This window comes from Pseudomonas sp. ADPe (assembly GCF_014843515.1).
GTDB classification, from domain to species: Bacteria; Pseudomonadota; Gammaproteobacteria; order Pseudomonadales; family Pseudomonadaceae; genus Pseudomonas; species Pseudomonas citronellolis.
In genome coordinates, this window is the sequence record NZ_CP062122.1 from 79,664 (window position 1) to 99,996 (window position 20,333).

A 20,333-nucleotide genomic window follows, 5' to 3' on the forward strand; every position below is an offset into this window, starting at 1 on the left:
GAAAACCACCGGCGGCACGGATAGCCCCTCTCCCTTCAGGGCGGGGCGCGCAGCCGAGGGCTGGGGAGAGGGTTGCGGACCCAAACCCTGCGCCAAAGTCGAACCTTCACTGCCACGACCCCAACCAACGGCGGATAACCGCGAACGGTTATCCGCCCTACTCCGCCCCCATCCCCCATGTAGGAGCGCGCCCTGCGCGCGAAAATCGCGGGCAGGGCCCGCTCCTACAGGTACGGCGCCAGCTTCAACCAGCGCGATCCATCAGGTGACACAACGCCGTCTTCAGCTTCATCGGCCTAACCGGCTTGTGCATCAGCGTATGCCCCAACTCCCGCACCTGCTGCTTGAGCTCGTTGCTGTAGTTGGCGGTGATCATCAACGCCGGCAGCGGCGCGCCGCGGCGGGCGTTTATCGAAGCCACGGCGTCCACCCCGTTGCAGCCGTCGTCCAGGTGGTAGTCGGCTATCAGCAGGTCGGCTTCAGCGTGGAAGTTGTCCACCTGGCGCGCCAGGTCTTCTTCCGATAGCGCGGTGACCACCCGGCAGCCCCAGGCTTCCAGCAGGGTGCGCATGCCGGCGCAGATGGCCGCGTCGTTGTCCAGCACCCACACCCGCGAGCCGCGCAGGCGTTCCACCAGGTGTTCGGCCTGCTGCGCCGGTTCCGGGCGCGCGCGCACCGCCCCGCGCGCCAGCGGAACCTCGACGGCGAAGCGCGAGCCCTTGCCGGGCACCGAGCCGACCTGGATGCGGTGGCCGAGCATGCGCGCGATCTTCTCGACGATCGCCAGCCCCAGGCCCAGGCCGCGGTCCTGGTGGGAGCGCTGGGTGTCGCCGCGCTTGAACTCCTGGAAAATCTCGCCGAGCTTGTCCGCCGGGATGCCCATGCCGGTGTCCCAGACCTCGATCCACAGGCTCTGCCGGCGCCGCCGGCAGCCCAGCAGCACGCGACCGGCGGGCGTGTAGCGGATGGCGTTGGACAGCAGGTTGCGCAGGATGCGGGCGAGCAGCTGCAGGTCGCTGCGCACCTGGGCGCCGCAGGCCACGTAGTCCAGGCGCAGGCCTTCGCTGGCGGCGATCTGGCGGTATTCGGCGGCGAGGTTGCCGAGCAGCTCGCCCACCTCGAAGGGCGCGATGTCCGGCTTGATCACCCCGGCGTCGAGCTTGGAGATGTCCACCAGGGTGCCCAGCAGGTTCTCCACGTCTTCCAGCGAGTGGCTGATGTTGCGCACCAGGCCGTCGCCCTCGCCGCGCTCCTGCAGGGCGCTGGTGAACAGCCGCGCGGCGTTCAGCGGCTGCAGCAGGTCGTGGCTGACCGCGGCGAGGAACTTGGTCTTCGACAGGTTGGCCTGCTCGGCCTCGCGCTTGGCCTCGCGCAGGCGCGCCTGCACCTGGCTGCGCTCGTCGATCTCGCGCTTGAGCTGGTCGTTCAGGCTGGTCAGCTCGGCGGTGCGTTCGCGCACCCGCTGCTCCAGGTTCTGGTAGGCCTGGTGCAGCGCCTCGGCGGTGCGCCGGCGCTCGGTGATGTCGCGGATCAGCACGAACAGCCCGGCGACCTGGCCGTCGGCCTGGCGGTTGGGCACGTAGGAGCGCTGCATGTAGCGCTCCTGCCCGGCCAGGTTGGTCTCGGCGATCTCGAAGGTCACGCTCTCGCCCGACAGCGCCCGCTCGAAGTACGGCTCCAGGCGCCGGCAGTGCTCGGCGCCGTGCACCTCGCGCAGGTTGCGCCCGAGCATCGCGCCGCTGGGCCAGCGGTACCACTGCTCGTAGACCTTGTTGGTGAACTCGTAGACCAGGTCGGCGTTGAGGTAGGCGATCAGCGCCGGCACCTGGTCGGTGATCAGGCGAATCCAGCGCTCGCTCTCGCGCAGCGCCTCGGCGTGGCGGTAGCGCTCGGTGATGTCGGTGAAGGTGTTGACGAAGCCGCCGGTGGGCAGCGCGTGGGTGCGGATCTCCAGCATGCGGCCGTCGAACAGGCGCTGCTCCAGGGCCGCCAGGGGCGCACCGTCGTCGCCGCGGCTGCGCGGGGTGAGCAGCGGCAGGCCGCTCTCGCCCATGACGTCGGCGAAGGGCCGGTGCGCGCCGATCGGCGCCAGCCCGCAGAGCTCCAGGAAGCGCCGGTTCCACAGCTCCAGCGCGCCCTCGGCGCCGACCATGGCCACGCCCTGGGACAGGTTGTCCACGGCGCGCTGCAGCAGGTGCGACTTCTGCGCCACCGCCTGCTCGCGGCGCGCGGTCTCGCTGAGCTTGATCTCGGTGATGTCGGTGTAGAGCACCACCTGCCCGCCGTCGCGGGTCGGCCGCTCGCTCATGCGCACCCAGCGGTCGTCGCGCAGGCGGTAGAGGGTGTGTTCGTCGTCGTTGCTGCGCTGTTCTTCGACTATCAGCCCGCTGCTCTGCGCCAGGCGGCGCACCTCGGCCAGCCGGGTGCCGGCGCCCAGGCGCGCGCGGGTGGGCGCCCAGAGCGCGCGGAAACGTTCGTTGAACAGCACGATGCGCTGCTGCGGGTCGAACAGCACGAAGGCGTCGGAGATGCTTTCGATGGCGTCCAGCAGGTGCTGGTGGGCGGTCTCGGCGCGCAGGCGGGCGTCGCTGAGCAGTTGGTTGCTAGACTTCAGCTCGGCCATGGCCTGGCTCAGGGCGTCGGTGCGCTCGCGCACCTGCTCGGCCAGCACCACCGAGTGCTGGAAGGCCCCGTAGGCGCCGTCGCCGCGCGAGGCGCTGGATTCGATGCGCTCGATCAGCGCGGTGTTGATGCGCTGCAGCTTGAGCTTGTCGCGCTCGAGTTCGTCGATGCGCGCCAGCAGCTCAGCCGGCGCCGCCACGGGGACGGCCAATGGCGACGCCGGTGAAGGTCTGGTTGATGTGCATGCCATTGAATTGCTCTCCGTAGGTGTTGAAGCCGATCACCTGCTGGTGGCGGAGAAAAGCGGCGGTGGCTGCGCTGTCGCCCGCCACTTCCAGCTCCAGGCGGCGCAGGAAGCAGTCGCAGCCGATGGTCAGCAGCGGCGGGCCGAGGCGTTCGTGTAGGCGCGCGAACTGCGCCTGCAGGTTGGGCAGCAGCGGCCCGGTGCTCATGGCGGTGAGGACGATGCCGTTCTCCACCGCGCAGTAGAAGGTCAGGCTGAAGTCGTCGTGCACCTGCTGGATGGAGCGCACGTAGTACTGGTCCTTGATGCGCACCGCCAGCGGGTGGCGGGAGAACAGCTCGAAGCTCAGTTCGTGGGGCTCCACGCCGACCAGCCGGGCGTATTCCAGGGCGGCGGGCTCGGCGTTGAGCTCCAGCACCCGGCGGCTGGCGCTGTCGGCGCGGGTCACCACCAGCTTCTCGCCGCGCGGCACCACGTGGTGGGTGGTGAACACCTCGAAGTCGAGCCAGGTGTTGAACAGCAGCACCACCGCCGCGCCGGTGTGGAACTGGCCCTGGTAGTAGACGTGGGTGTGGGTGAGGTGGTTGTCGTCGCCGGCCGAGCCGCCGAAGTGCGGGATGGCGCCAAGCGCCGCGCTGAGCGCCGCCAGCACCACTTCTTCGCGGCTGGACAGGCCGTCGAGCAGGGTCAGGGCGAAGCTGTGGTCCTTGATCGGCGCCAGCTCGCTGCTGCGGCAGTCGGCCACCAGGGCCTCCACCAGTTGCTGCGCGTCGATCAGGCTGAAGCGCTCCATCTCGTCGATCAGCGCGCTGGCCACGGCGAAGCTGCGCACGTCGAAACCCACCGCGCTGACGCAGCCGCGGCCGTAGCCCTGGGGGGTGATCTCGCCGGCAGTGGTGCAGCCGACCAGCTCGATGCCGCCGAAGTACTGCTCCAGGGCGGCGGCCAGGGCCGGCAGGTCGTACTCGGCGGAGCAGAAGAACAGCACGAAGCCCAGGTGCGGATGGATCAACTGGCGCGCCAGATCCTGGGCCACCGCCTCCGCATCGCGGGCGCTGGACATGCCCCTGACCACGCCTTCCCCCTGCCCTTCCTGCATACGCCTGCCTCAACGCCGGTTGACCACGGGGGCATTCTACGAAGGCGCCCGGCGCGGCCCCATGCTACTTGGGTGCTGGCGGGGACCTCCGAAAGGTGTAGGGGCGGGCTGGAGGTTCCGGCGCATTTCGCGGGCAAGATCCGCTCCGGATGCAAGGGAAACGCCCGTAGGATGGGTTGAGCGAAGCGATACCCATCACCAGGGTCCGATGGGTATCGCAAGCTCAACCCATCCTACGAAAAGCACCTCGGCGCAGTCGGCAAGACAGTTGCTGCCCATGTCCTTTGTAGGAGCGCGCCCTGCGCGCGATTCGCGGTATAGCGAACAGCGGAGTCAGGTTCAGTTGCGGAGCGGGGTTGGTGTCCGCAACCCTCTCCCTAACCCTCTCCCTGAAGGGAGAGGGGACCGTTCGGTGTGTGCTGATGTTTCGGCGTTAGCCGGCAAAACCGAAAGTTACCGGCTGAAACCACTCCTCCTCTCGGCACGGACTAGCCCCCTCTCCCTTCAGGGAGAGGGCTGGGGAGAGGGCGCTCTTCAAAGACCCTCCCGACAGAACACCATCCCCCCACAAAAAAAACGGCGGACCGACGCCACCGCCGCCCCGCCCAATTACTGCCAAAGGAGCCCTGAGGATTACCAGTTCAATACCGCGCCAACCGCGAAGGTGTCGGTGTCTTCGCTCACCAGCGAGCCCTTGCGGCCGTCGATCTCGTACTGGTTGTACTCGGCCACCAGCTTGAGGTTGTCGTTGATGGTGCGGAAGTAGGCGATGCCGCGGGTGGAGTAGTCCGCCGCGCTGCCCAGGCCGTTGCCGTCGTCCTCGGTCTTGCCGTAGGACAGCGCCAGGCGGTTCTTGCCCCAGGTGTAGGAGCCCTGCAGCAGCATGCCGCGGCTGTCCACCTCGCGCAGCGCGGCTTCGCCGGCGTTGTTGGTGAAGAAGGGGTTGATGCCCTTGGCGGTGAAGCCCGAGCCGGTCAGCGACACGCCACCGAACTTGGCCTGGATGCCGTAGCCCAGGCCCTTGGAGGTGACGTCGTCGACCTGGTCGTTGGTGTTCTTCGAGGTCTGGTAGGCGCCGTTGACCCAGCTGTAGATCTGCGCGCCGCCCAGGTCGAACTGGTAGCTGATCTCGCTCTCGTAGCGCGGGTTGTCCTGGTAGGCCTTGTCGTCCAGGCCATCGCTGGCGTCCTTGTCGATCTGGTTGGTGTCGATCGGGTCCATGATGCCCACCGCCACGCGCAGGCCGTCCACCAGGTTGTTGTTGCGGTAGGTGATCTGCGAGGTGGGGAACGGGTACGGGTAGCCGGTGCCGATGTTGCCGAAGGACACGCCCTTGCCGTCCACCAGGCCGAGGGTGTCGCTGGCGTTGCCGAAGCCGGCCAGCAGTTCGTCGAGGAAGATGTTCGAGCGCGAGAACAGGCCGAAGTCCTTGCCGATCAGCACCTCGCCCCAGTCGCCGGCCACGTTGCCGTAGAACTGCCGCACGTCGATGGCGGTGTCGGTGCCGTCCTGCTCGCTGTCGTTGATGGTCACCCAGAACGAGGAACGCCCGGTGAGGGTCAGGCCGTCGATCTTCTTGCCGAAGTTGAAGCCGATGTAGTTGGGCAAAAAGCCCATCTTCACCCGCGACTGGCGGCGGTCGTAGGTGTCGCCCTCGCGGTCCACGTCGCTGTTGACGTAGAAGGCGTTGAAGTAGCCGTCGGTGGAGAAGGTGGTGTCGTCCTTGTCGTACAGCTTGATGTCGGCGACGGCCGGCAGGCAGCCCAGGCTGCCCAGCGAGGCCAGGGCCAGGGGCAGGAAACGGCGAATGGCGGTGTTGTTCTTGTTCATGACGCGCTCCGCAGGGGATGGATGACCGTTCGGGGTCGTGGCGGAGGCGATTATCGAAACGCCCCGCGCGGCGCCATACGCTGCTTTGGGCGCGCTTCGGCGCTGCTTGCGTGGGGCTTGCCGGATCGCTGCGCAAGGCCATGGCACCAGGCCACCACAAGGCCCGGCGCCTTGGTCGCGGGGGTAGCGGCACCTTGGCAGCGGGCCTTGCGGCGCAGGACCAAAGTCGCAGGCGCACGTGCCCGGGGCGGTACGCCCGGGCAGTAGCGGAAGAAGGTGTAGAAAAGAGATCAGGCGCGGTTGGTCAGCAGCCAGCAGCCGCCCTGCTCGTCCAGCAATGCGGCATGGGCGGCCTGGAGATCGGTGCGAGTGATGCGGCGGGCGGCCTCGGCCACGCCGGCGAGCTGGTCGCGCCAGGCTGCGTTCTCGCCGGCCGGCTCGTTCGCCAGGCTATGGGCGAGGTCGTGCAGACGGGCCTCGGACAGTTCGCCCAGGGAGATGGCGGCGTCTTCCAGGAAGGTGCGCAGGTGGCCGAACAGCGCGTCCGGCTGCGCGTGCGGCGACTGCACGGCGAACAGCAGCCCGCGCCAGCAGGCGACCTGGCGGAAGCCGCAGAACAATGCATAGCCCAGGTTCAGCTCGACGCGCAGGCGCTGGTAGAAGCCGCCTTCCAGCTCACGCGCCAGCAGCCGCCAGGCGGCCTCCTGCGGCGCATCCCGCCCTGGCAGCGGGTAGAACAGCAGCAGCGCCGATTCGCCCTCACCCGCCATGTCGCAGCGATGGCGGCCCGGAACCAGTGCCGGCGGCAACAGCGGTTCCGTCGCCAACCGGCCGGGCACCTGGCTCGCCAGCGGCGGCTCGGCGTTACGCACCAGCACATCCCAGCGCGCCGAGGACCAGTCCGGCAAAGCCGTACCCTCCCCCGCCAACTGGACCGGCAAGGCGTCGAGCAGGCGGCGGATCGGCAGTTCGGCGGCCTTCTGCTGCCGCTCGCGCAACAGCAGGCGCTCCCCCTGGGCCAGCACTGCCGCGGGGGGCTCGGCCAGCAGCGCCAAGGCGCCGTCCAGGCAGCTTTCCAGGCGGTCGGCCGGGCCTTGCAGGCCCAGGGACCAGTCGGCGCCCTCCTCGTCCAGGCGCAGGCTCACGCCATGGCGCCGCGCCAGCCCGGCCAGGGGACGCAGGCCGTGGCGCAAGGCGAGGAAGTGGCTATGGGCTGGCGCGCTCGGGAAGCGCCAACGCAAATGGATCGCGCCCATTGCTGCGCTGCTAGCCGCTGGCGGCGCCGCAAAACGCCAGGGCTGTGGGGCAAAGGCCACGGGCTCGACCGGGCTGCGCCCCAGGTGCAGGTCGAAGCCAGCTACGCAGGCGGGCTGGCCCGGCGCATCCGCCGCCACCAGCAGGCGGACCAGGCATGATGCGTCCAGCGCCGCCAGCCATTGCGGCGAGACCGGCGCCGGCAGGCCCCTGGCACGCCGCTGCAGTTGCTCCAGGGGAGGCAATTGCCATGCTTCGTCCGTCACCAAGGCATCGCCGCCACCTTCGCGCAACGCCCGCAGCCAATCGAGGAAGGCCGCCTCGACCCGCACGGCATCCCGCGCCTGCGCCAGTTCGAAGGTCGCCGCCAGCAGCGCCTGCCCCGGCGCGCGGTAGGCCACCCGCAAGCTCGCCGCATCGCACAGCCCGCGCTCGCCCAGCCAGGCCAGCAATCCACCCTCCGCCTCGTCGCCCAGCAGGCCGGCCAGGGCGTCGAAGGTCTGTTCGGCGGCGGCATCCAGTTCGGCCACGGCGAAGCCCAGCACCAGGCGCGGCGCACCGGGCAGGCGCAAGTGCAGCCTGTCGCCGGCCAGCGGCGCCAGGGCCGGCGGCAGGTCGCGGGTCGGCACCGGGCCGGCCGGCCAGTCCCCGCAGTGCCGGGCGGCCAGGGCCTGCAACTCGTCGAGGGACTGCGGCCCCTGCAGCCACAGCTGCACATTGCCGGGCCGGTAGAAACCGCCATGGAAGTCCCGCAGCGCGCCCTGGAAATCCGCCGCCTCCACCGCCAGGCTGGCGCGCCGGCCAGCCACGAAGCGGCGCAGCGGATGCCCCTCGGCCACCCCGGCGGCCAGGGCCGCGTCTATCAGCGTGCCGGCATCGCTGGCGCGGGCGATGTATTCCGCCTCCAGCACCTCGCGTTCGCCGAGCTGCGCGGCAACTTCCAGCCGCGGTCGGGCCAGCATGTCGAGCAGGCGCGCCAGCCCGCCGTCCAGCTCCGCGGCGGGCACTTCGAAGAAGTAGTCGGTAGTGCGCGCCCGGGTGCTGGCGTTCAGCCGCCCGCCCCGCGCCTGCACCCAGGGCATCAGCCGCTCGCCGGCGGCGAAGCGCGCGCCGCCGAGGAACAGCAGGTGTTCGAGGAAATGCGCGAGCCCGGGGTGCGCCTGCGGCTCGTCATGGCTGCCGGCCGCCACCCGCGCCAGGGCGGCGGCGCGGGTGGCCTGCGGATCGTGCACCAGGGTCAGCTCCAGGCCGTTGGCCAGGACGACCTGGCGGGCCTGCGGGGGCGCGGCGTTGCGGTTCATGGGCAATCCAGCGGTGTTCTGCCGCCACCTTACCCGCACGCCGGAGGAAGGGAATAGTGCTTTGGAGGGGTCAGGGGTCGCTGGCGCTGATGACGCCCGTGCGCACCTGCTCGGCCATGGCGATCAGCCGTTCGGCATCGCCCTGCAGGAACGCCGCCATGCGCACCAGGTGCACCGCCTGGGACGCCGGCAGCTGCTCGGCGGCCCGCCCCAGGTCGGTCGCCAGCCCCTCATGGCGGAAGGCCATGTTCAATAATTCGCGCCGCAGCCGCTGGCTCGCTTCGTTCAGGCCCATGACGCACCCTCGCTGGCAATCGAAAACTCCAGCATAGACGAGCCGGCCGTCATACCCAGGTATGCCGGGCCTATACCCATGTGCATTTCTGGCCGCCGGGCCGCGTTCCTATAATCGCCACCCGAGGTCACGCACAGGGCAAGCCCGGGCGCTTGACCTTGACACTAGCGTCAAGCCCCTAGAGTTCCGCCGGTGGAGGTGAACATGCAGATTGGCGAACTGGCACTGCGTACCGGCGCGAGCACCCGCGCGCTTCGTCATTACGAAGCCCGGGCGCTGATCGCGTCGTCGCGGCTGGAAAACGGTTATCGCGACTACGCCCCGGCCATGGTGCAGCGCGTGCGCTGGATACGCGAACTGATCGAGTGCGGCTTCAGCACCCGGCAGATCCACGGCCTGTTGCACTACCTGGAGGAGGAGGAAGACAGCGAAGGCTTCCTCGCCTGCCTGCAGCGGCACCTGGAGAAGCTCCAGGCGCTGGACGCGCTCCAGGCCCGGCTCGCCGATCGCCGCGCGAAGCTGGCGGAGAAGATCGGGCGCTACCTGCCGCTGCCGGCCGATCCTGCATGGCAATCCCCCACGCAAACTCACTCGGCAACGACGTTGGAGGAACGATGGGAAAGCTGAATGACAAGATCGCGCTCGTGACGGGCGGCAACAGCGGCATCGGCCTGGCCACCGCGCAGCGGTTCGCCCGGGAGGGCGCGACGGTGGTGATCACCGGGCGACGCCGCCAGGTGCTGGACGAGGCCGTCGGACAGATTGGCGGCAACGCCCTGGGCATCTGCGCCGACGCCAGCCGGCTGGCCGATATCGACGCGCTGTACCAGCGCATCGGCCAGCTGTACGGGCAGCTCGACGTGCTGGTCGCCAATGCCGGCATCATCCGCCCCGCCGCGGGCGAACAGGTGGACGAGGCGCAATTCGACGAGCAGTTCGACATCAACGTCAAAGGCGTCTTCTACAGCATCCAGAAGGCCCTGCCGCTGCTGCGCGACGGCGGCTCCATCGTGCTGGTGTCGTCCATCGCCCACCTCAAGGCCCTCGACGCCCATGTGGTGTACGCCGCCACCAAGGCCGCCGTCCGCTCCTTCGCGCGCAGTTGGGCGGGGGAACTCAGGCAGCGCAACATCCGCGTCAATTGCCTGAGCCCGGGCCCGGTGCTGACGCCGATCATCGGCAAGATGGGCATCGGCGACGAGCAGTTCGCCGCCTTCGAAAGGCAGGTGGCCGGCCAGATTCCCCTGGGCCGGCTCGGCCGCCCCGAGGAGCTGGCGAACGCCGCGCTGTTCCTCGCCTCGGACGACAGCAGTTTCGTCACCGGCGTCGACCTGTGCGTGGACGGCGGCCTATCGCAGCTCTAGGGCCTGCCCCGGGCAGCCCCGCAGGTCGAAGCGGACCAGCGCGCCGCGCGGCGGGTTGGCCAGGGCCTGCAACTGCCCGCCATGGGCCTCGATGATCGAACGGCAGATCGACAGGCCCATGCCCAGGCCGCTGGGCTTGGTGGTGTAGAAAGGCGCGAAGACCTGCCCGGCATCCTGCGCGGCGAAGCCCGGCCCGGTGTCGCTGACGCTCACCCGCACGCCGCCTGCGCCGTCCGGCGCCGTCTCGATGTCCAGCCGGCGCACGCCGTCGTCGACCTCGCCCATGGCCTCGATGGCGTTGATGATCAGGTTGAGCAGCACCTGCTGCAGCTCCACCCGGTCGCCCTCCACCGGCGGCAGGCCGTCGGCCAGTTGCGTGCGCACCGTGGCGCCACCCTTGGCGGCCTGGCCGCGGGTGAACTCGACCATTTCCAGGATCGCCTCGTTGATGTCCACCGCGCTCTTCTGCGACGGCGCCTTGCGCAGCAGCCCGCGGATGCGCTTGAGCACGTCCGCGGCGCGGTTGGCGTCCTTGACGATGCGTTCGAGCCCCTGCCCCACCTCGCCCAGGTCCGGCGGCTGCGCGCCCAGCCAGCGCTGCGCCGCGTAGGCGTTGGTGATGGTGGCGGCGATCGGCTGGTTGACCTCGTGGGCGATGGACGCGGTGAGCTGGCCCATGGTCGCCACGCGGTTGGCGTGGGCCAGTTCGCCCTGCACCTCGCGGTAGCGCCGCTCGCGCTCGGCGAGGTCGCGGTACAGCCGGGCGTTCTCCAGCGAGGCGGCAGCCTGCGAGGCCACCAGCTTGAGCACGGCGGTGCGCGCCGGGCTAAAGGCGCGGGCGGTCAGGTTGTTCTCCAGGTACAGGGCGCCGCTGAGCTGGCCCTGGTTCATCAGCGGCAGGCAGAGGATGGAGCGCGCCTGGCGGTTGCGCACGTAGGGCGAGGTGGCGAACGCCGCCTCGGCCAGGGCGTCGTCCAGCGCCAGGCTCTCGCCGGTGCGCAGCACCTGGTAGAGCAGCGCCTCCGGCAGCAGCGCCTCGCTCAGCGGCTCGTCGCGCAGTTGCAGGCGCGGCGCGTCGTCGTCGACCGTCACCTGCGCCACGATGCGCGGCCCCTCGGTGCCCTGGAGCACCAGCACGCCGCGCTCGGCGCCGGCCTGTTCGAGGGCGGTGCGCATGACGCTGTCCACCAGCCGCTCCAGCACGATTTCGCCGGAGGTGGTCTGCAGCACCTTGAGCACGGTGGCCAGGTCCAGCTGCTCCACCGGGGCGGCCATGGTGGCTGTGGGGCCCGGCGCCGGCGCCTGTTCGCCGAGGAAGGGATGCCGCGCCTCCAGCTGCCGCAGCTTGCCCTCGGCGCCCCAGCGCAGGTAGCAGGCATGCGCGCCCTGCAGGTAGACGCGGGCCACCCTGTCGAGCCCGCGCGCGGCGTAGCAGGCGGCCGCCAGTTCGTTGGCCAGCGCCTCCACCTGGAAGAAGCCGTCGTCCTGGGCGGCGCGGATGGCTTGCTCGTAGCGCAGCTCGGCGTCGGCTACGCGGCCCTGCAGGCGGGCGAGTTCGGCTTCCAGCAGCAGGACGTGGCAACTGAAGTTCGCCGGGCAGAGGTCGGCCCATACCCGCAACTCGTCCCGGTGCGCGGCTATCGCGTCCAGGTGGCTATCGTCCGGCGCAGCGGCATCGCACAGCGCGGCACGGGCAAGCGCGTCGAAGAAGCAGTATTCGCCCTCCTCGATGAACGCATGGGAAGTCCACAGCAACGGCTGCGCCTGGGCGGAAGCCTCCAGCGCCGCCACGTACTCGCCGGCGAAGTAGCGCGCCTGCAACTTGCGGATCCAGTACCAGCAGCTGTACACCCGCGACGCATCGGCCAGGCGCGCCTCGGTATCCGCCTCGCGGAAATCGCCCTGGTCGAGATGGCCGAAGCGCGGCGTCAGGCCGCGCAGGGTGCGGATCAGCGCGAGCTGGTTGTCGAGGAAGTCGATCACCAGGCCGAAGCCGACCTTGCCGGCGTAGGCCAGGCCGCGCTCCGCCTCGGCCTGCAGTTCGGGCAGCGGCTCGCCGCTGAACAGCAGGTTGGACACCAGGCTGTTGCAGGCGAAGGCGCCGAATGGCAGGTCGCCGGTGCGGTTGGCGCTGTCGAACACGCGGCGCAGCTGCTCCTCGCAGGCGCGCACCGGCTGCACCCAGCGCTGGGCGAACAGCGAGAACGACAGGTAAGTGCGCGCCTCGTAGCGCTCCAGGCGGCGGCGTTCGACGAGTTCGCAACCGAGCCGGCCGAACTGGAAACCGGCCTGGTAGTCGCCGAAGCGCCGCCCGGCGACCCGCGGGATGTTGGCATAGGCCACGCAGGAGGCGTCGCCGTTGCCGTGTTCCAGGCTCAGGTTGATGGCCTTGCAGATGGTCAGGCAGGCCAGGTTGCCGTCGGTGTGCAGGGCCGGCGAGAACAGCGTGGTCAGCGCCTCGATGGTGGCCAGGGCGAGCGGCTCGCGCATCGGCGGCAGGTCGATGAGCGACTCGATGGGCCGCGCGCCGAGCTGCGCGCGGATGCGCTCGTACTCGGCCTGCACCGTGGCGTCGTCCGGGTGGGCCGGCCAGTCGATGCCCACGTGGCGGAGGAAGTCCAGGCAGACCGCCACCGCGTCGTCGCGGCGGTCGAGGATCAGGTAGACGTCCACCTGCAGGCAGGCCACCCAGGCGCGCTGCACGGTCGTCGCAGCGCACCCGGAGAGCATCCGCAGGCGCTGCTCAGCCTGGACCACCTGGCCGGTGGCGAACTCGCATTCGGCGCGGCCGGACTCCAGGGTGAACAGCAGTTCGTGGCGGCCCTGCCAGCTCGCCTCGTCCAGCAGCTCCACGCCGCGGGCGAAATAGGCCAGCGCCGAGGCATAGGCGGTCGAGGCCTTGGCCCGCTGCCCGGCGAGCAGGTTGAACCCGGCCAGGCGCTCGCGCTCGGCCGGCTCGCCGATCAGCGCGGCGCCGCGGTTGAGCTGGCCGACGATCTCGAAGATCGCCTCTTCGCGCGCCTGCGGTGGCGTCTGCTCGGCCAGCAGGCGGCCGATCCGCAGGTGCGCCGCGGCGCGCTCGGCCTGGGGAATCAACAGGTAGGCCGCCTCGTGGATGCGGTCGTGGGCGAAGGCGTAGGCACCCTCCCCGCGCTCCACCAGTTCCTGGCGGATGGCGTCCCACAGGACCCGCTGCAACTGGCTGCGCGATAGCGCCAGCACGCTGCCCAGGGTCGCGGCCTCGGCGCGGTTGCCCAGGCAGGCCAGTTGCTGCAGCACCTCCTGGGTCTGCGCCGGCAGCCGCGCCAGCTTGTCGAGCATCAGGTCGACGACGTTGTCGGTGTAGCCCATCGCCTGGATGCGCCCGAGGTCCCAGCGCCACTGCCGCGCCTGCGCCTCGAAGGCCAGCAGGCCCTCCTCGGCCAGGGCCTGGAGGAACTGGATGACGAAGAACGGGTTGCCGGCGGTCTTGTCGTGCACCAGCTGCGCCAGCGGGCGGACGTGCGCCGGCGCGCCGTGCAGGGCCTCGGCGATCAGCTGCTCGACGTGGCCGCGGCCCAGCGGCGCCAGGCGGATCTCGTCGATGCGCACCTGCGCCTTGCCGACCTTGCGCAGCGTGGTGCGCAGGGGGTGGGCCTCGTCCACCTCGTTGCTGCGGTAGGCGCCGAGCAGCATCAGGTGGCGCAGGTCGTCGCTGGTCAGCAGGTCTTCCAGCAGGTCGAGGGTGGCCGCATCCAGCCATTGCAGGTCGTCGAGGAACAGCGCCAGCGGGTGTTCCGGCCGGGCGAACACGCCGATGAAGCGCTTGAGCACCAGCAGGAAGCGGCGCTGCGCCTGCTGCGGTTCCAGCGCCGGCAGCGGCGGCGGCTCGCCGATGATCAGCTTCAGCTCCGGGATCAGCTCGGTCATCACCCGCGCATTGGCGCCCAGCGCCTGCTCCAGGGCCTGGCGCCAGCGCGCCAGCTCGCGGTCGTTCTTGCCCAGGAGCATGCGCACCAGGCCCTGGAAGGCCTGCACCAGGGTGGAGTACGGGATGTTGCGCTTGTACTGGTCGAACTTGCCGGAGGCGAACAGCCCGCGCGGCGGCACCAGCAGCTTGTGCAGCTCGTTGACCACCGAGGACTTGCCGATGCCGGAGTAGCCGGACACCAGCACCAGCCCCGGCGCATCGCCCGCGACTATGCGTTCGAAGGCGGCCACCAGGGTGCCGACCTCGCGTTCGCGGCCGTAGAGCTTCTCGGGGATCAGCAGGCGCTCCGGCACGCTGTGCCCGTCCAGCGGGAAGTCGTCGATGCGCCCGTGGCGCTGCCAGCTCGCCAGGCAGCGGCGCAGGTCGTGCTCCAGCCCGGCGGCGCTCTGGTAGCGCTCCTCGGCGGTCTTGGCCAGCAGCTTCATGACCAGTTGCGACAGCGGCGCGGGGATGCTCGCCACCCGCGCCGTGGGCGGCACCGCCTGGCGCGCGATGTGGCAGTGCACCCACTCCATGGCCTCGCTGGCGGCGAACGGCAGGTCGCCGGTGAGCATCTGGTAGAGGGTGATGCCCAGGGCGTAGAGGTCGCTGCGTGAGTCGATCGAACGGTTCATCCGCCCGGTCTGCTCGGGCGCCATGTAGGCCAGGGTGCCGGCGATGGTTTCCGGCGGCTCCGGCGCCTGGCGTTCGCGCGGCAGCCAGGAGGCCAGGCCGAAACCTGTGAGGCGCACGCGGCCGTCGGCGCAGTCGACCAGGATGTGCGGCGGCTTCAGGTCCTTGTGCACCAGCCCGCGCTGGTGCAGGTGGCCCAGGGCCGCGCTGATGCCCACGGCCAGCTGCAGGAAGCGGCCGGTCTCCATGGGCGCGCCCAGTTGCGCGGACAGCGGCTCGCCGCCGGGGTCTTCCAGCACCAGCAGGCTGCGCCCGCCCTCGCGCAGCAGCTCCAGCGGGCGCACCGCCCAGGCGCCGTCCAGCTCGTCCTTCAGGCCGAACTCGTGGGCCAGGCGCTCGACGCTGGCGGGCTGCGGCGGCTCGCCGGCCGGGCGCGCGAGCAACACACCGAGCCCCTCCTGGCGCGGATGCCGGCCACGGCTGAACACCCGCTCGCCGTCATCCCAGAGGACCTGCTGCCTGACGCTCATCACCGCTCCACGCCGCGCCCGCTCAGGGGGCCCGGCGCGTCTGCGGCGCGATGCCCAGGGCCTCGGACTTGCGCACCAGGTCCGCCACCGAGCGCGCCGCCAGCTTGCGCATCAGCTGCCCGCGGTGGACCTTCACCGTCACCTCGCTGAGGTTCAGCTCGGCGGCGATCTGCTTGTTCATCAGGCCGGCCACCACATAGCTCATCACCTCCCGCTCGCGAGGGGTGAGCGCGGCGTAGGCCTCGCGCAGCCCGGCGCTGGAGCGCTCGGCGGCGAGGCGCTCGGCGTCCTTGGCCAGGGCGTTGGCCACGGCGTCGAGCATGTCCTGGTCGCGGAACGGCTTGGCGAGGAAGTCGACCGCCCCGGCCTTCATGGCCTTGACGGTCATGGCGATGTCGCCGTGGCCGGTCATGAACACGATGGGCATGCGCAGGCCGTGCTTCTCCACCTGTTCCTGGAAGGCCAGGCCGCTCTCGCCGCGCAGGCGCACGTCGAGCACCAGGCAGCTGGGGGCGTCGTCGCGGGGGAAGGCGAGGAAATCCGCGGGGGACTCGAAGGTCTCCACGCGCAGGCCGATGGAGCGCAGCAGCCCCGACAGCGCCAGGCGCATCGACTCGTCGTCGTCGACCACGTAGACCACCGGCTCCCTGGGCTTGGCGCTGCCCGGCTGCGCCCCCGATTGCGACCACGAATTCATCCGGCTTGCTCTCCTGCGACCGACGCCGCGCCTGGCATACGACTGAAAAAACTAGTCCACCACGGCGCCTCCGACAACGCGGCGGGACGCCCGGCATCCGGACGAAGTTAGCGCGCCGCCGCGCCCGCTCGCCAGGACAGAAATCCCAGGTTATCGGCCAGCGCCGGCGCCGGGCTTGCCAAGCGCCGCCGCAGGCGGTATCTCGCTGCTGGTTGGAATCGGCATGGCAGCATTGGCAATGAGCGTCCCCCCAAGCGACAACCCCCAGAATGCATTACCCCGCAACGGCCCGCGCGAGGTGCTGTTCGTGGCCTACCCGGACATGGGCCTGCTCGACCTCAGCGGCGCCCAGACGGTGTTCTGGGCCGCCTCCAAGGCGCTGGCCGAACGCGGCCTGCCCGGCTACCGCCTGCACACCGCGAGCCTGGCCGGCGGCCTGGTGCGCACCGTGGAAGGCCTGGCGGTGGACAGCACGCGCCTGCCGCCGCCGCACGCCGTGGCGGCCGACACCCTGGTGGTGCCCGGCGCCCCGGACATCTGCCACACGCTGGACAGCCACGCCGAGCTGGCAGCCTGGATCAGCGCCGCCGCGCCGCGCATCCGGCGCGTCGCCTCGGTGTGCAGCGGCGCCTTCCTGCTGGCCCGCGCCGGCCTGCTCGACGGCCGCCGCGCCGCCACCCACTGGGCCCTGTGCGACGCCCTGCGCCAGCGCTTCCCGGCAGTGGAAGTGGACGCCGACGCGATCTTCATCCAGCAGGGCGAGACCTGGACCTCGGCGGGCGTGAGCGCCGGCATCGACCTGGCCCTGGCGCTGGTGGAAACCGACTGCGGCCGCGAGGTGGCCATGGCCGTGGCGCGCGAGCTGGTGGTGTACCTCAAGCGCCCCGGCGGCCAGGCGCAGTACAGCACCCTGCTGCAGTCCCAGGCCGCCGACAGCCCGCTGTTCGACGAACTGCACCTGTGGCTGGCCGAGCACCTGGGCGAGCGCAGCCTCACGGTGGAGCAACTGGCCGAGCGCGTGCGGATGAGCCCGCGCAATTTCTCGCGGGTCTACAAGCAGCGCACCGGCCGCACCCCGGCCCGGGCCATCGAGCTGTTCCGCCTGGAGGCCGCCCGGCGCCTGCTGGAGCACTCGACGCAGAGCATCGAGCAGATCGCCCGGCAATGCGGCTTCGGCAACGAGGAGCGGATGCGCGTCACCTTCCAGCGCCACCTGTCGATCGCCCCGCGCGACTATCGCAGCCGCTTTACCCGTGAGGCCTGAGTACTACCTTCGTATCCATGAACTTGCCCTTCATCGATCAAGGAAGTTGCCAAGTTGCGGAAAGTGCCTCGACGGAAGTTTGCAAGAACCCATACCCAGGTCTCGCCGGACTATACCCAGGTATACTTCTTCGCCTTGTTCGCTGGCGTATCTTGAAGTCTCGACAGATACCGCCACGAGCAATTCCAGATGACCCAAGAACCCCCGAGTCGCCAGACGGCCGTGATTGCCGTGGTCGACGACGATGACTCCGTGCGCGCGGCGCTGGAGAGCCTGCTGCGCGCCAGCGGCTATCGCGTGCGCAGTCATTCCAGCGCCCTGGACTTCCTCGCCGCCGGAGAGCCCGGCGAGGCGCAGTGCCTGGTGTCCGACGTGCAGATGCCCGGCATGAGCGGCCTGCAGCTGCACGCAAGGCTCATCGCCATGGGCTTGAGCATCCCCGTCATCTTCATCACCGCCTACCCCGAGGCGGTTCCCGCCCCGCTCGCCTGCCTGCCCAAGCCGTTCGACGCCGAGCGCCTGCTCGCGTGCATCGAAACCGCCCTGCGCCAGCCGCGCTGAAACTTCCCCGGCAAGTTCCTCCGATACCTGGGTATATATCCGCCAGACCAACGCACTATTCCGCGAACCCCATGTAGAAGTGTGCGGCGCAACTTCCCCGAATAGCATGAATTCCACAGCGGACGACTCGACAGTCACGCCGGGCTTGGAGCCGAAACTTCAAGGTCATTCATCACTACGTATATTCGGGAGCAAATCATGAAACAGCAGATTCTGGTGGTGGGCGCAGGCTTCGGTGGGCTCTGGAGCGCCTTGAGCGCGGCACGCCTGCTGGACCGACACGAGCGTCACGACGTGCAGATCAGCCTCCTCGCGCCCCAGGCGGAGCTGCGCATCCGCCCGCGCTTCTACGAACCCGACGTGGGCCGCATGTTCGCCCCGCTGGACGCGCTGTTCGACACCGTGGGCATCCGCTTCGTCCAGGGCAGCGCCGAGCGCATCGACGAGCAGGCGCAGAGCGTCGGCTACCGCGACGCCGCCGGCCGCCAGGGCGAGCTGGGCTACGACCGCCTGGTGCTGGCCACCGGCAGCCAGCTCGCCCGGCCGCCGGTGCCGGGCCTGGACAGCCACGCCTTCGACGTCGACCAGATCGAATCCGCGGCGCGCCTGGAAGCGCACCTCAAGGCCCTGCGCAACCGCCCCGCCAGCCCGGCGCGCAACACCGTGGTGGTGGTCGGCGGCGGCTTCACCGGCATCGAGACCGCCACCGAAATGCCGGCGCGCCTGCGCGAAGCGCTGGGCACGGAGCAGAACATCCGGGTGATAGTCGTCGACCGCGGCGCGCAGGTGGCCGCCGCCCTGGGCGAAGGCATCCGCCCGTCGATCATCGAGGCCTCCACAAAACTGGGCATCGAATGGCTGCCCGACGCCAGCGTCGCGGCGGTGGACGCCGACGGCGTGAGCCTGGCCGACGGCCGCCGCATCGACAGCCACACGGTCATCTGGACCGGCGGCCTGCGCGCCAGCCCGCTGACCGGGCAACTGAACGGCGAACGCGACGCCCTGGGCCGCCTGCACGTGGACGGCAACCTCAAGGTGCGCGGCCAGGCCAAGGTATTCGCCGCCGGCGACGTGGCCTACGCCGCCACCGACGACCTCGGCAACCACGCGGTGATGTCCTGCCAGCACGCCATCTCCCTGGGCCGCCACGCCGGCAACAACGCCGCCGCCGACCTGCTGGGCGTGCCGCCCACCCCCTACCGCCAGCCCAAGTACGTGACCTGCCTGGACCTGGGCGCCTGGGGCGCGGTGTACACCGAGGGTTGGGACCGCCAGGTCAAGCTGCTGGGCGAGCAGGCCAAGGAGCTGAAGACGCAGATCAACACCCTGTGGATCTACCCGCCGGCGGCCGACCGCAGCATCGCCCTGGCGGCGGCCGATCCGCTTATCCCGGTGGCCTGAAGCCCTGAACGCGTAGGGCGCATAACCGTTCGCGGTTATGCGCCGCCGGGGCGTCCGGCGTGGCCTGGAATTGTAGGATGGGTTGAGCTTGCGATACCCATGCTGCCGTGGCGATGGGTATCGCTTCGCTCAACGCCATCCTACGAAAAGCCGTGCTTCCCTGGAGACGTAGGAGCGGATTCATCCACGATCAGGCGAATGTCGAAAACCAGCCCTCACCCCTGCGCGCTCGGCACCTCGTCCTCGCTGATGCAATGCTCGATCTCGGTCACCTTGCGCAACGCCTGGTCCGCACAGGGATAGGCCCCGAAAATACGCCCCTGGTAGAACACCACCCAGACGAATCCCAACGGCTCCCCATCCGCCAGCCCGCGGACCAGCGACTGGAACCCGGGAGGCAGGTCGTCGATATGCATTTGTGCCATACCGCGCAGGATCATGGCCGCTCACCTCTGGCTCGGAAGGCTGCATTCTCGATGCCCACGGACCTGCGGGCAATACGACGGAAGCAGCCCCGCCGCCGCTAGCGCGCCGCGGCGCCCAGCGGCGGGAGCAGTTCGGTGGCGATCAGCGGCAGCTTCGGCGGCGCCCTGAAATCGATGGGCAGGCGGGCCTGGGCCGCGGCAACGGAGGCTTCCACGCCCAGCAGGCCGAGGGTCAGCTCGGCGACATCCTCGATCATCTCCATGGGCAGCCGGCCCTGGTAGATCTCCTGCATCACGCCGTAGGAACTGCCGGAAACCATCGCGATCACCGCGGACTCGTTGCTGACGTGAAAGGCGCCGTTGTCCATGCCGTTCTCCAGGTCGCGCCGGAAGAACTGCCGCACGCCCAGGATGAAGTGCTGGGTGGGTAGGTTGGCGTCGAACAGCAGATGGCCGACGGCGTGCCCCGGCGCGGCCATGCGCAAGGTCTGGCGCACGGAGGTGGCGACTATGGCGCGCAGGTCCGTCATCCCCTCGGTGACTTCGACGACGGCCTGGCGGGCGGCCATGACCAGCAATTCGAAGACGTCGTCCAGCACGTCCTCGCGGGTCCGGTAGTAGTTGTAGAAGGTGCCGGGCGCCATTTCGGCCCGCTCGGTCAGGTTGTAGACCGTCAGGGCGCTCGCCCCGCCTTCGAGGGCCAGTTCCTGGGCCGCGATCAGCAGTTTGCTGCGTGTCCTGTCTCGTTTGCCTATGGCCATAGATGCTCCGTTTGCTCGCCACGAAGAATAGCGGACGGGCCAGGTATTGAAAATCTTTCATTTCTGAAATACCTTCAATTAACGCTTCCAAACAATAACAATG

At 69.9% G+C, this 20,333-nt stretch carries 14 protein-coding genes; 5 read left to right on the top strand and 9 right to left on the bottom strand.

Features of this window, described 5'->3' with window-relative positions; all coding sequences use genetic code 11:
- Positions 1-244: 244 nt before the first annotated feature.
- From nahK to IG194_RS00350, 5 genes are all read right to left on the bottom strand, one after another.
- Positions 245-2,872, bottom strand: a complete 2,628-nt coding sequence (nahK, locus tag IG194_RS00330) for a hybrid sensor histidine kinase/response regulator NahK/ErcS' (protein ID WP_082996206.1) — start codon at positions 2,870-2,872, stop codon at positions 245-247.
- Positions 2,805-3,965, bottom strand: a complete 1,161-nt coding sequence (gene nosP / locus IG194_RS00335; RefSeq protein WP_043316467.1) for a nitric oxide-sensing protein NosP — start codon at positions 3,963-3,965, stop codon at positions 2,805-2,807. Before nosP ends, nahK begins: the two co-directional genes overlap by 68 nt.
- Before the next feature lie 633 nt (positions 3,966-4,598).
- Positions 4,599-5,795 carry a porin gene (locus IG194_RS00340; RefSeq protein WP_043316469.1) on the bottom strand — a complete coding sequence of 399 codons (1,197 nt, stop codon included), beginning with the start codon at positions 5,793-5,795 and terminating at the stop codon, positions 4,599-4,601.
- A gap of 290 nt (positions 5,796-6,085) precedes the next feature.
- Entirely contained in the window at positions 6,086-8,350 is a 2,265-nt protein-coding gene (gene pqqF / locus IG194_RS00345) for a pyrroloquinoline quinone biosynthesis protein PqqF (RefSeq protein ID WP_058490090.1), read from the bottom strand.
- A 70-nt stretch (positions 8,351-8,420) separates the two neighbouring features.
- On the bottom strand, positions 8,421-8,645 hold the full coding sequence (locus IG194_RS00350) for a hypothetical protein (RefSeq protein ID WP_009622991.1): 225 nt from the start codon (positions 8,643-8,645) through the stop codon (positions 8,421-8,423).
- A gap of 204 nt (positions 8,646-8,849) precedes the next feature.
- Between IG194_RS00350 and IG194_RS00355 the strand changes: the two genes are divergently transcribed.
- Entirely contained in the window at positions 8,850-9,272 is a 423-nt protein-coding gene (locus tag IG194_RS00355) for a MerR family transcriptional regulator (protein WP_058491015.1), read from the top strand.
- A complete protein-coding gene (locus tag IG194_RS00360) occupies positions 9,260-10,009 on the top strand; it encodes an SDR family NAD(P)-dependent oxidoreductase (protein WP_058490091.1) in 750 nt (249 codons plus the stop codon). The genes IG194_RS00355 and IG194_RS00360 overlap by 13 nt, the downstream gene beginning before the upstream one ends.
- Here the strand turns inward: IG194_RS00360 and IG194_RS00365 are convergent.
- Both IG194_RS00365 and IG194_RS00370 read right to left on the bottom strand, forming a co-directional pair.
- Positions 9,995-15,121 carry a trifunctional serine/threonine-protein kinase/ATP-binding protein/sensor histidine kinase gene (locus IG194_RS00365; protein ID WP_058490092.1) on the bottom strand — a complete coding sequence of 1,709 codons (5,127 nt, stop codon included), beginning with the start codon at positions 15,119-15,121 and terminating at the stop codon, positions 9,995-9,997. The two genes, IG194_RS00360 and IG194_RS00365, sit on opposite strands and share 15 nt — an antisense overlap.
- A 22-nt stretch (positions 15,122-15,143) precedes the next feature.
- Positions 15,144-15,818 (bottom strand): response regulator transcription factor, encoded by a 675-nt coding sequence (locus IG194_RS00370; protein ID WP_058490093.1) that lies wholly within the window; start codon positions 15,816-15,818, stop codon positions 15,144-15,146.
- 238 nt (positions 15,819-16,056) lie between these two features.
- Between IG194_RS00370 and IG194_RS00375 the strand changes: the two genes are divergently transcribed.
- The 3 genes from IG194_RS00375 to IG194_RS00385 all read left to right on the top strand — a co-directional run bounded on the left by IG194_RS00375 (position 16,057) and on the right by IG194_RS00385 (position 19,044).
- Entirely contained in the window at positions 16,057-17,082 is a 1,026-nt protein-coding gene (locus IG194_RS00375; RefSeq protein ID WP_058490094.1) for a GlxA family transcriptional regulator, read from the top strand.
- Between the two features lie 189 nt (positions 17,083-17,271).
- Positions 17,272-17,643: a response regulator transcription factor gene (locus IG194_RS00380; protein WP_058490095.1), complete on the top strand. Its 372-nt coding sequence runs from the start codon at positions 17,272-17,274 to the stop codon at positions 17,641-17,643.
- Positions 17,644-17,841: 198 nt separating this feature from the next.
- The gene (locus IG194_RS00385) at positions 17,842-19,044 is read left to right on the top strand and encodes an NAD(P)/FAD-dependent oxidoreductase (RefSeq protein ID WP_058490096.1); all 1,203 of its coding nucleotides are present in this window, start codon (positions 17,842-17,844) and stop codon (positions 19,042-19,044) included.
- 215 nt (positions 19,045-19,259) lie between these two features.
- Here IG194_RS00385 and IG194_RS00390 read toward each other — a convergent pair whose 3' ends face one another.
- Together IG194_RS00390 and IG194_RS00395 are read right to left on the bottom strand one after the other, a co-directional pair.
- Positions 19,260-19,484: a hypothetical protein gene (locus tag IG194_RS00390; protein ID WP_009623002.1), complete on the bottom strand. Its 225-nt coding sequence runs from the start codon at positions 19,482-19,484 to the stop codon at positions 19,260-19,262.
- A gap of 83 nt (positions 19,485-19,567) precedes the next feature.
- On the bottom strand, positions 19,568-20,230 hold the full coding sequence (locus tag IG194_RS00395; protein ID WP_058490097.1) for a TetR/AcrR family transcriptional regulator: 663 nt from the start codon (positions 20,228-20,230) through the stop codon (positions 19,568-19,570).
- Positions 20,231-20,333 lie beyond the last annotated feature (103 nt).

What these genes read in the sequence shown, in the direction of transcription:
- nosP (WP_043316467.1), bottom strand. Translation starts at nt 3,965, where the DNA reads ATGCAGGAAGGGCAGGGGGAAGGCGTGGTCAGGGGCATGTCCAGCGCC.
- IG194_RS00380 (WP_058490095.1), top strand. Translation starts at nt 17,272, where the DNA reads ATGACCCAAGAACCCCCGAGTCGCCAGACGGCCGTGATTGCCGTGGTC.
- IG194_RS00370 (WP_058490093.1), bottom strand. Translation starts at nt 15,818, where the DNA reads ATGAATTCGTGGTCGCAATCGGGGGCGCAGCCGGGCAGCGCCAAGCCC.
- IG194_RS00385 (WP_058490096.1), top strand. Translation starts at nt 17,842, where the DNA reads ATGAAACAGCAGATTCTGGTGGTGGGCGCAGGCTTCGGTGGGCTCTGG.
- IG194_RS00375 (WP_058490094.1), top strand. Translation starts at nt 16,057, where the DNA reads ATGAGCGTCCCCCCAAGCGACAACCCCCAGAATGCATTACCCCGCAAC.
- IG194_RS00365 (WP_058490092.1), bottom strand. Translation starts at nt 15,121, where the DNA reads ATGAGCGTCAGGCAGCAGGTCCTCTGGGATGACGGCGAGCGGGTGTTC.
- nahK (WP_082996206.1), bottom strand. Translation starts at nt 2,872, where the DNA reads ATGGCATGCACATCAACCAGACCTTCACCGGCGTCGCCATTGGCCGTC.
- IG194_RS00360 (WP_058490091.1), top strand. Translation starts at nt 9,260, where the DNA reads ATGGGAAAGCTGAATGACAAGATCGCGCTCGTGACGGGCGGCAACAGC.
- IG194_RS00355 (WP_058491015.1), top strand. Translation starts at nt 8,850, where the DNA reads ATGCAGATTGGCGAACTGGCACTGCGTACCGGCGCGAGCACCCGCGCG.
- IG194_RS00340 (WP_043316469.1), bottom strand. Translation starts at nt 5,795, where the DNA reads ATGAACAAGAACAACACCGCCATTCGCCGTTTCCTGCCCCTGGCCCTG.
- pqqF (WP_058490090.1), bottom strand. Translation starts at nt 8,350, where the DNA reads ATGAACCGCAACGCCGCGCCCCCGCAGGCCCGCCAGGTCGTCCTGGCC.
- IG194_RS00395 (WP_058490097.1), bottom strand. Translation starts at nt 20,230, where the DNA reads ATGGCCATAGGCAAACGAGACAGGACACGCAGCAAACTGCTGATCGCG.
- IG194_RS00390 (WP_009623002.1), bottom strand. Translation starts at nt 19,484, where the DNA reads ATGATCCTGCGCGGTATGGCACAAATGCATATCGACGACCTGCCTCCC.
- IG194_RS00350 (WP_009622991.1), bottom strand. Translation starts at nt 8,645, where the DNA reads ATGGGCCTGAACGAAGCGAGCCAGCGGCTGCGGCGCGAATTATTGAAC.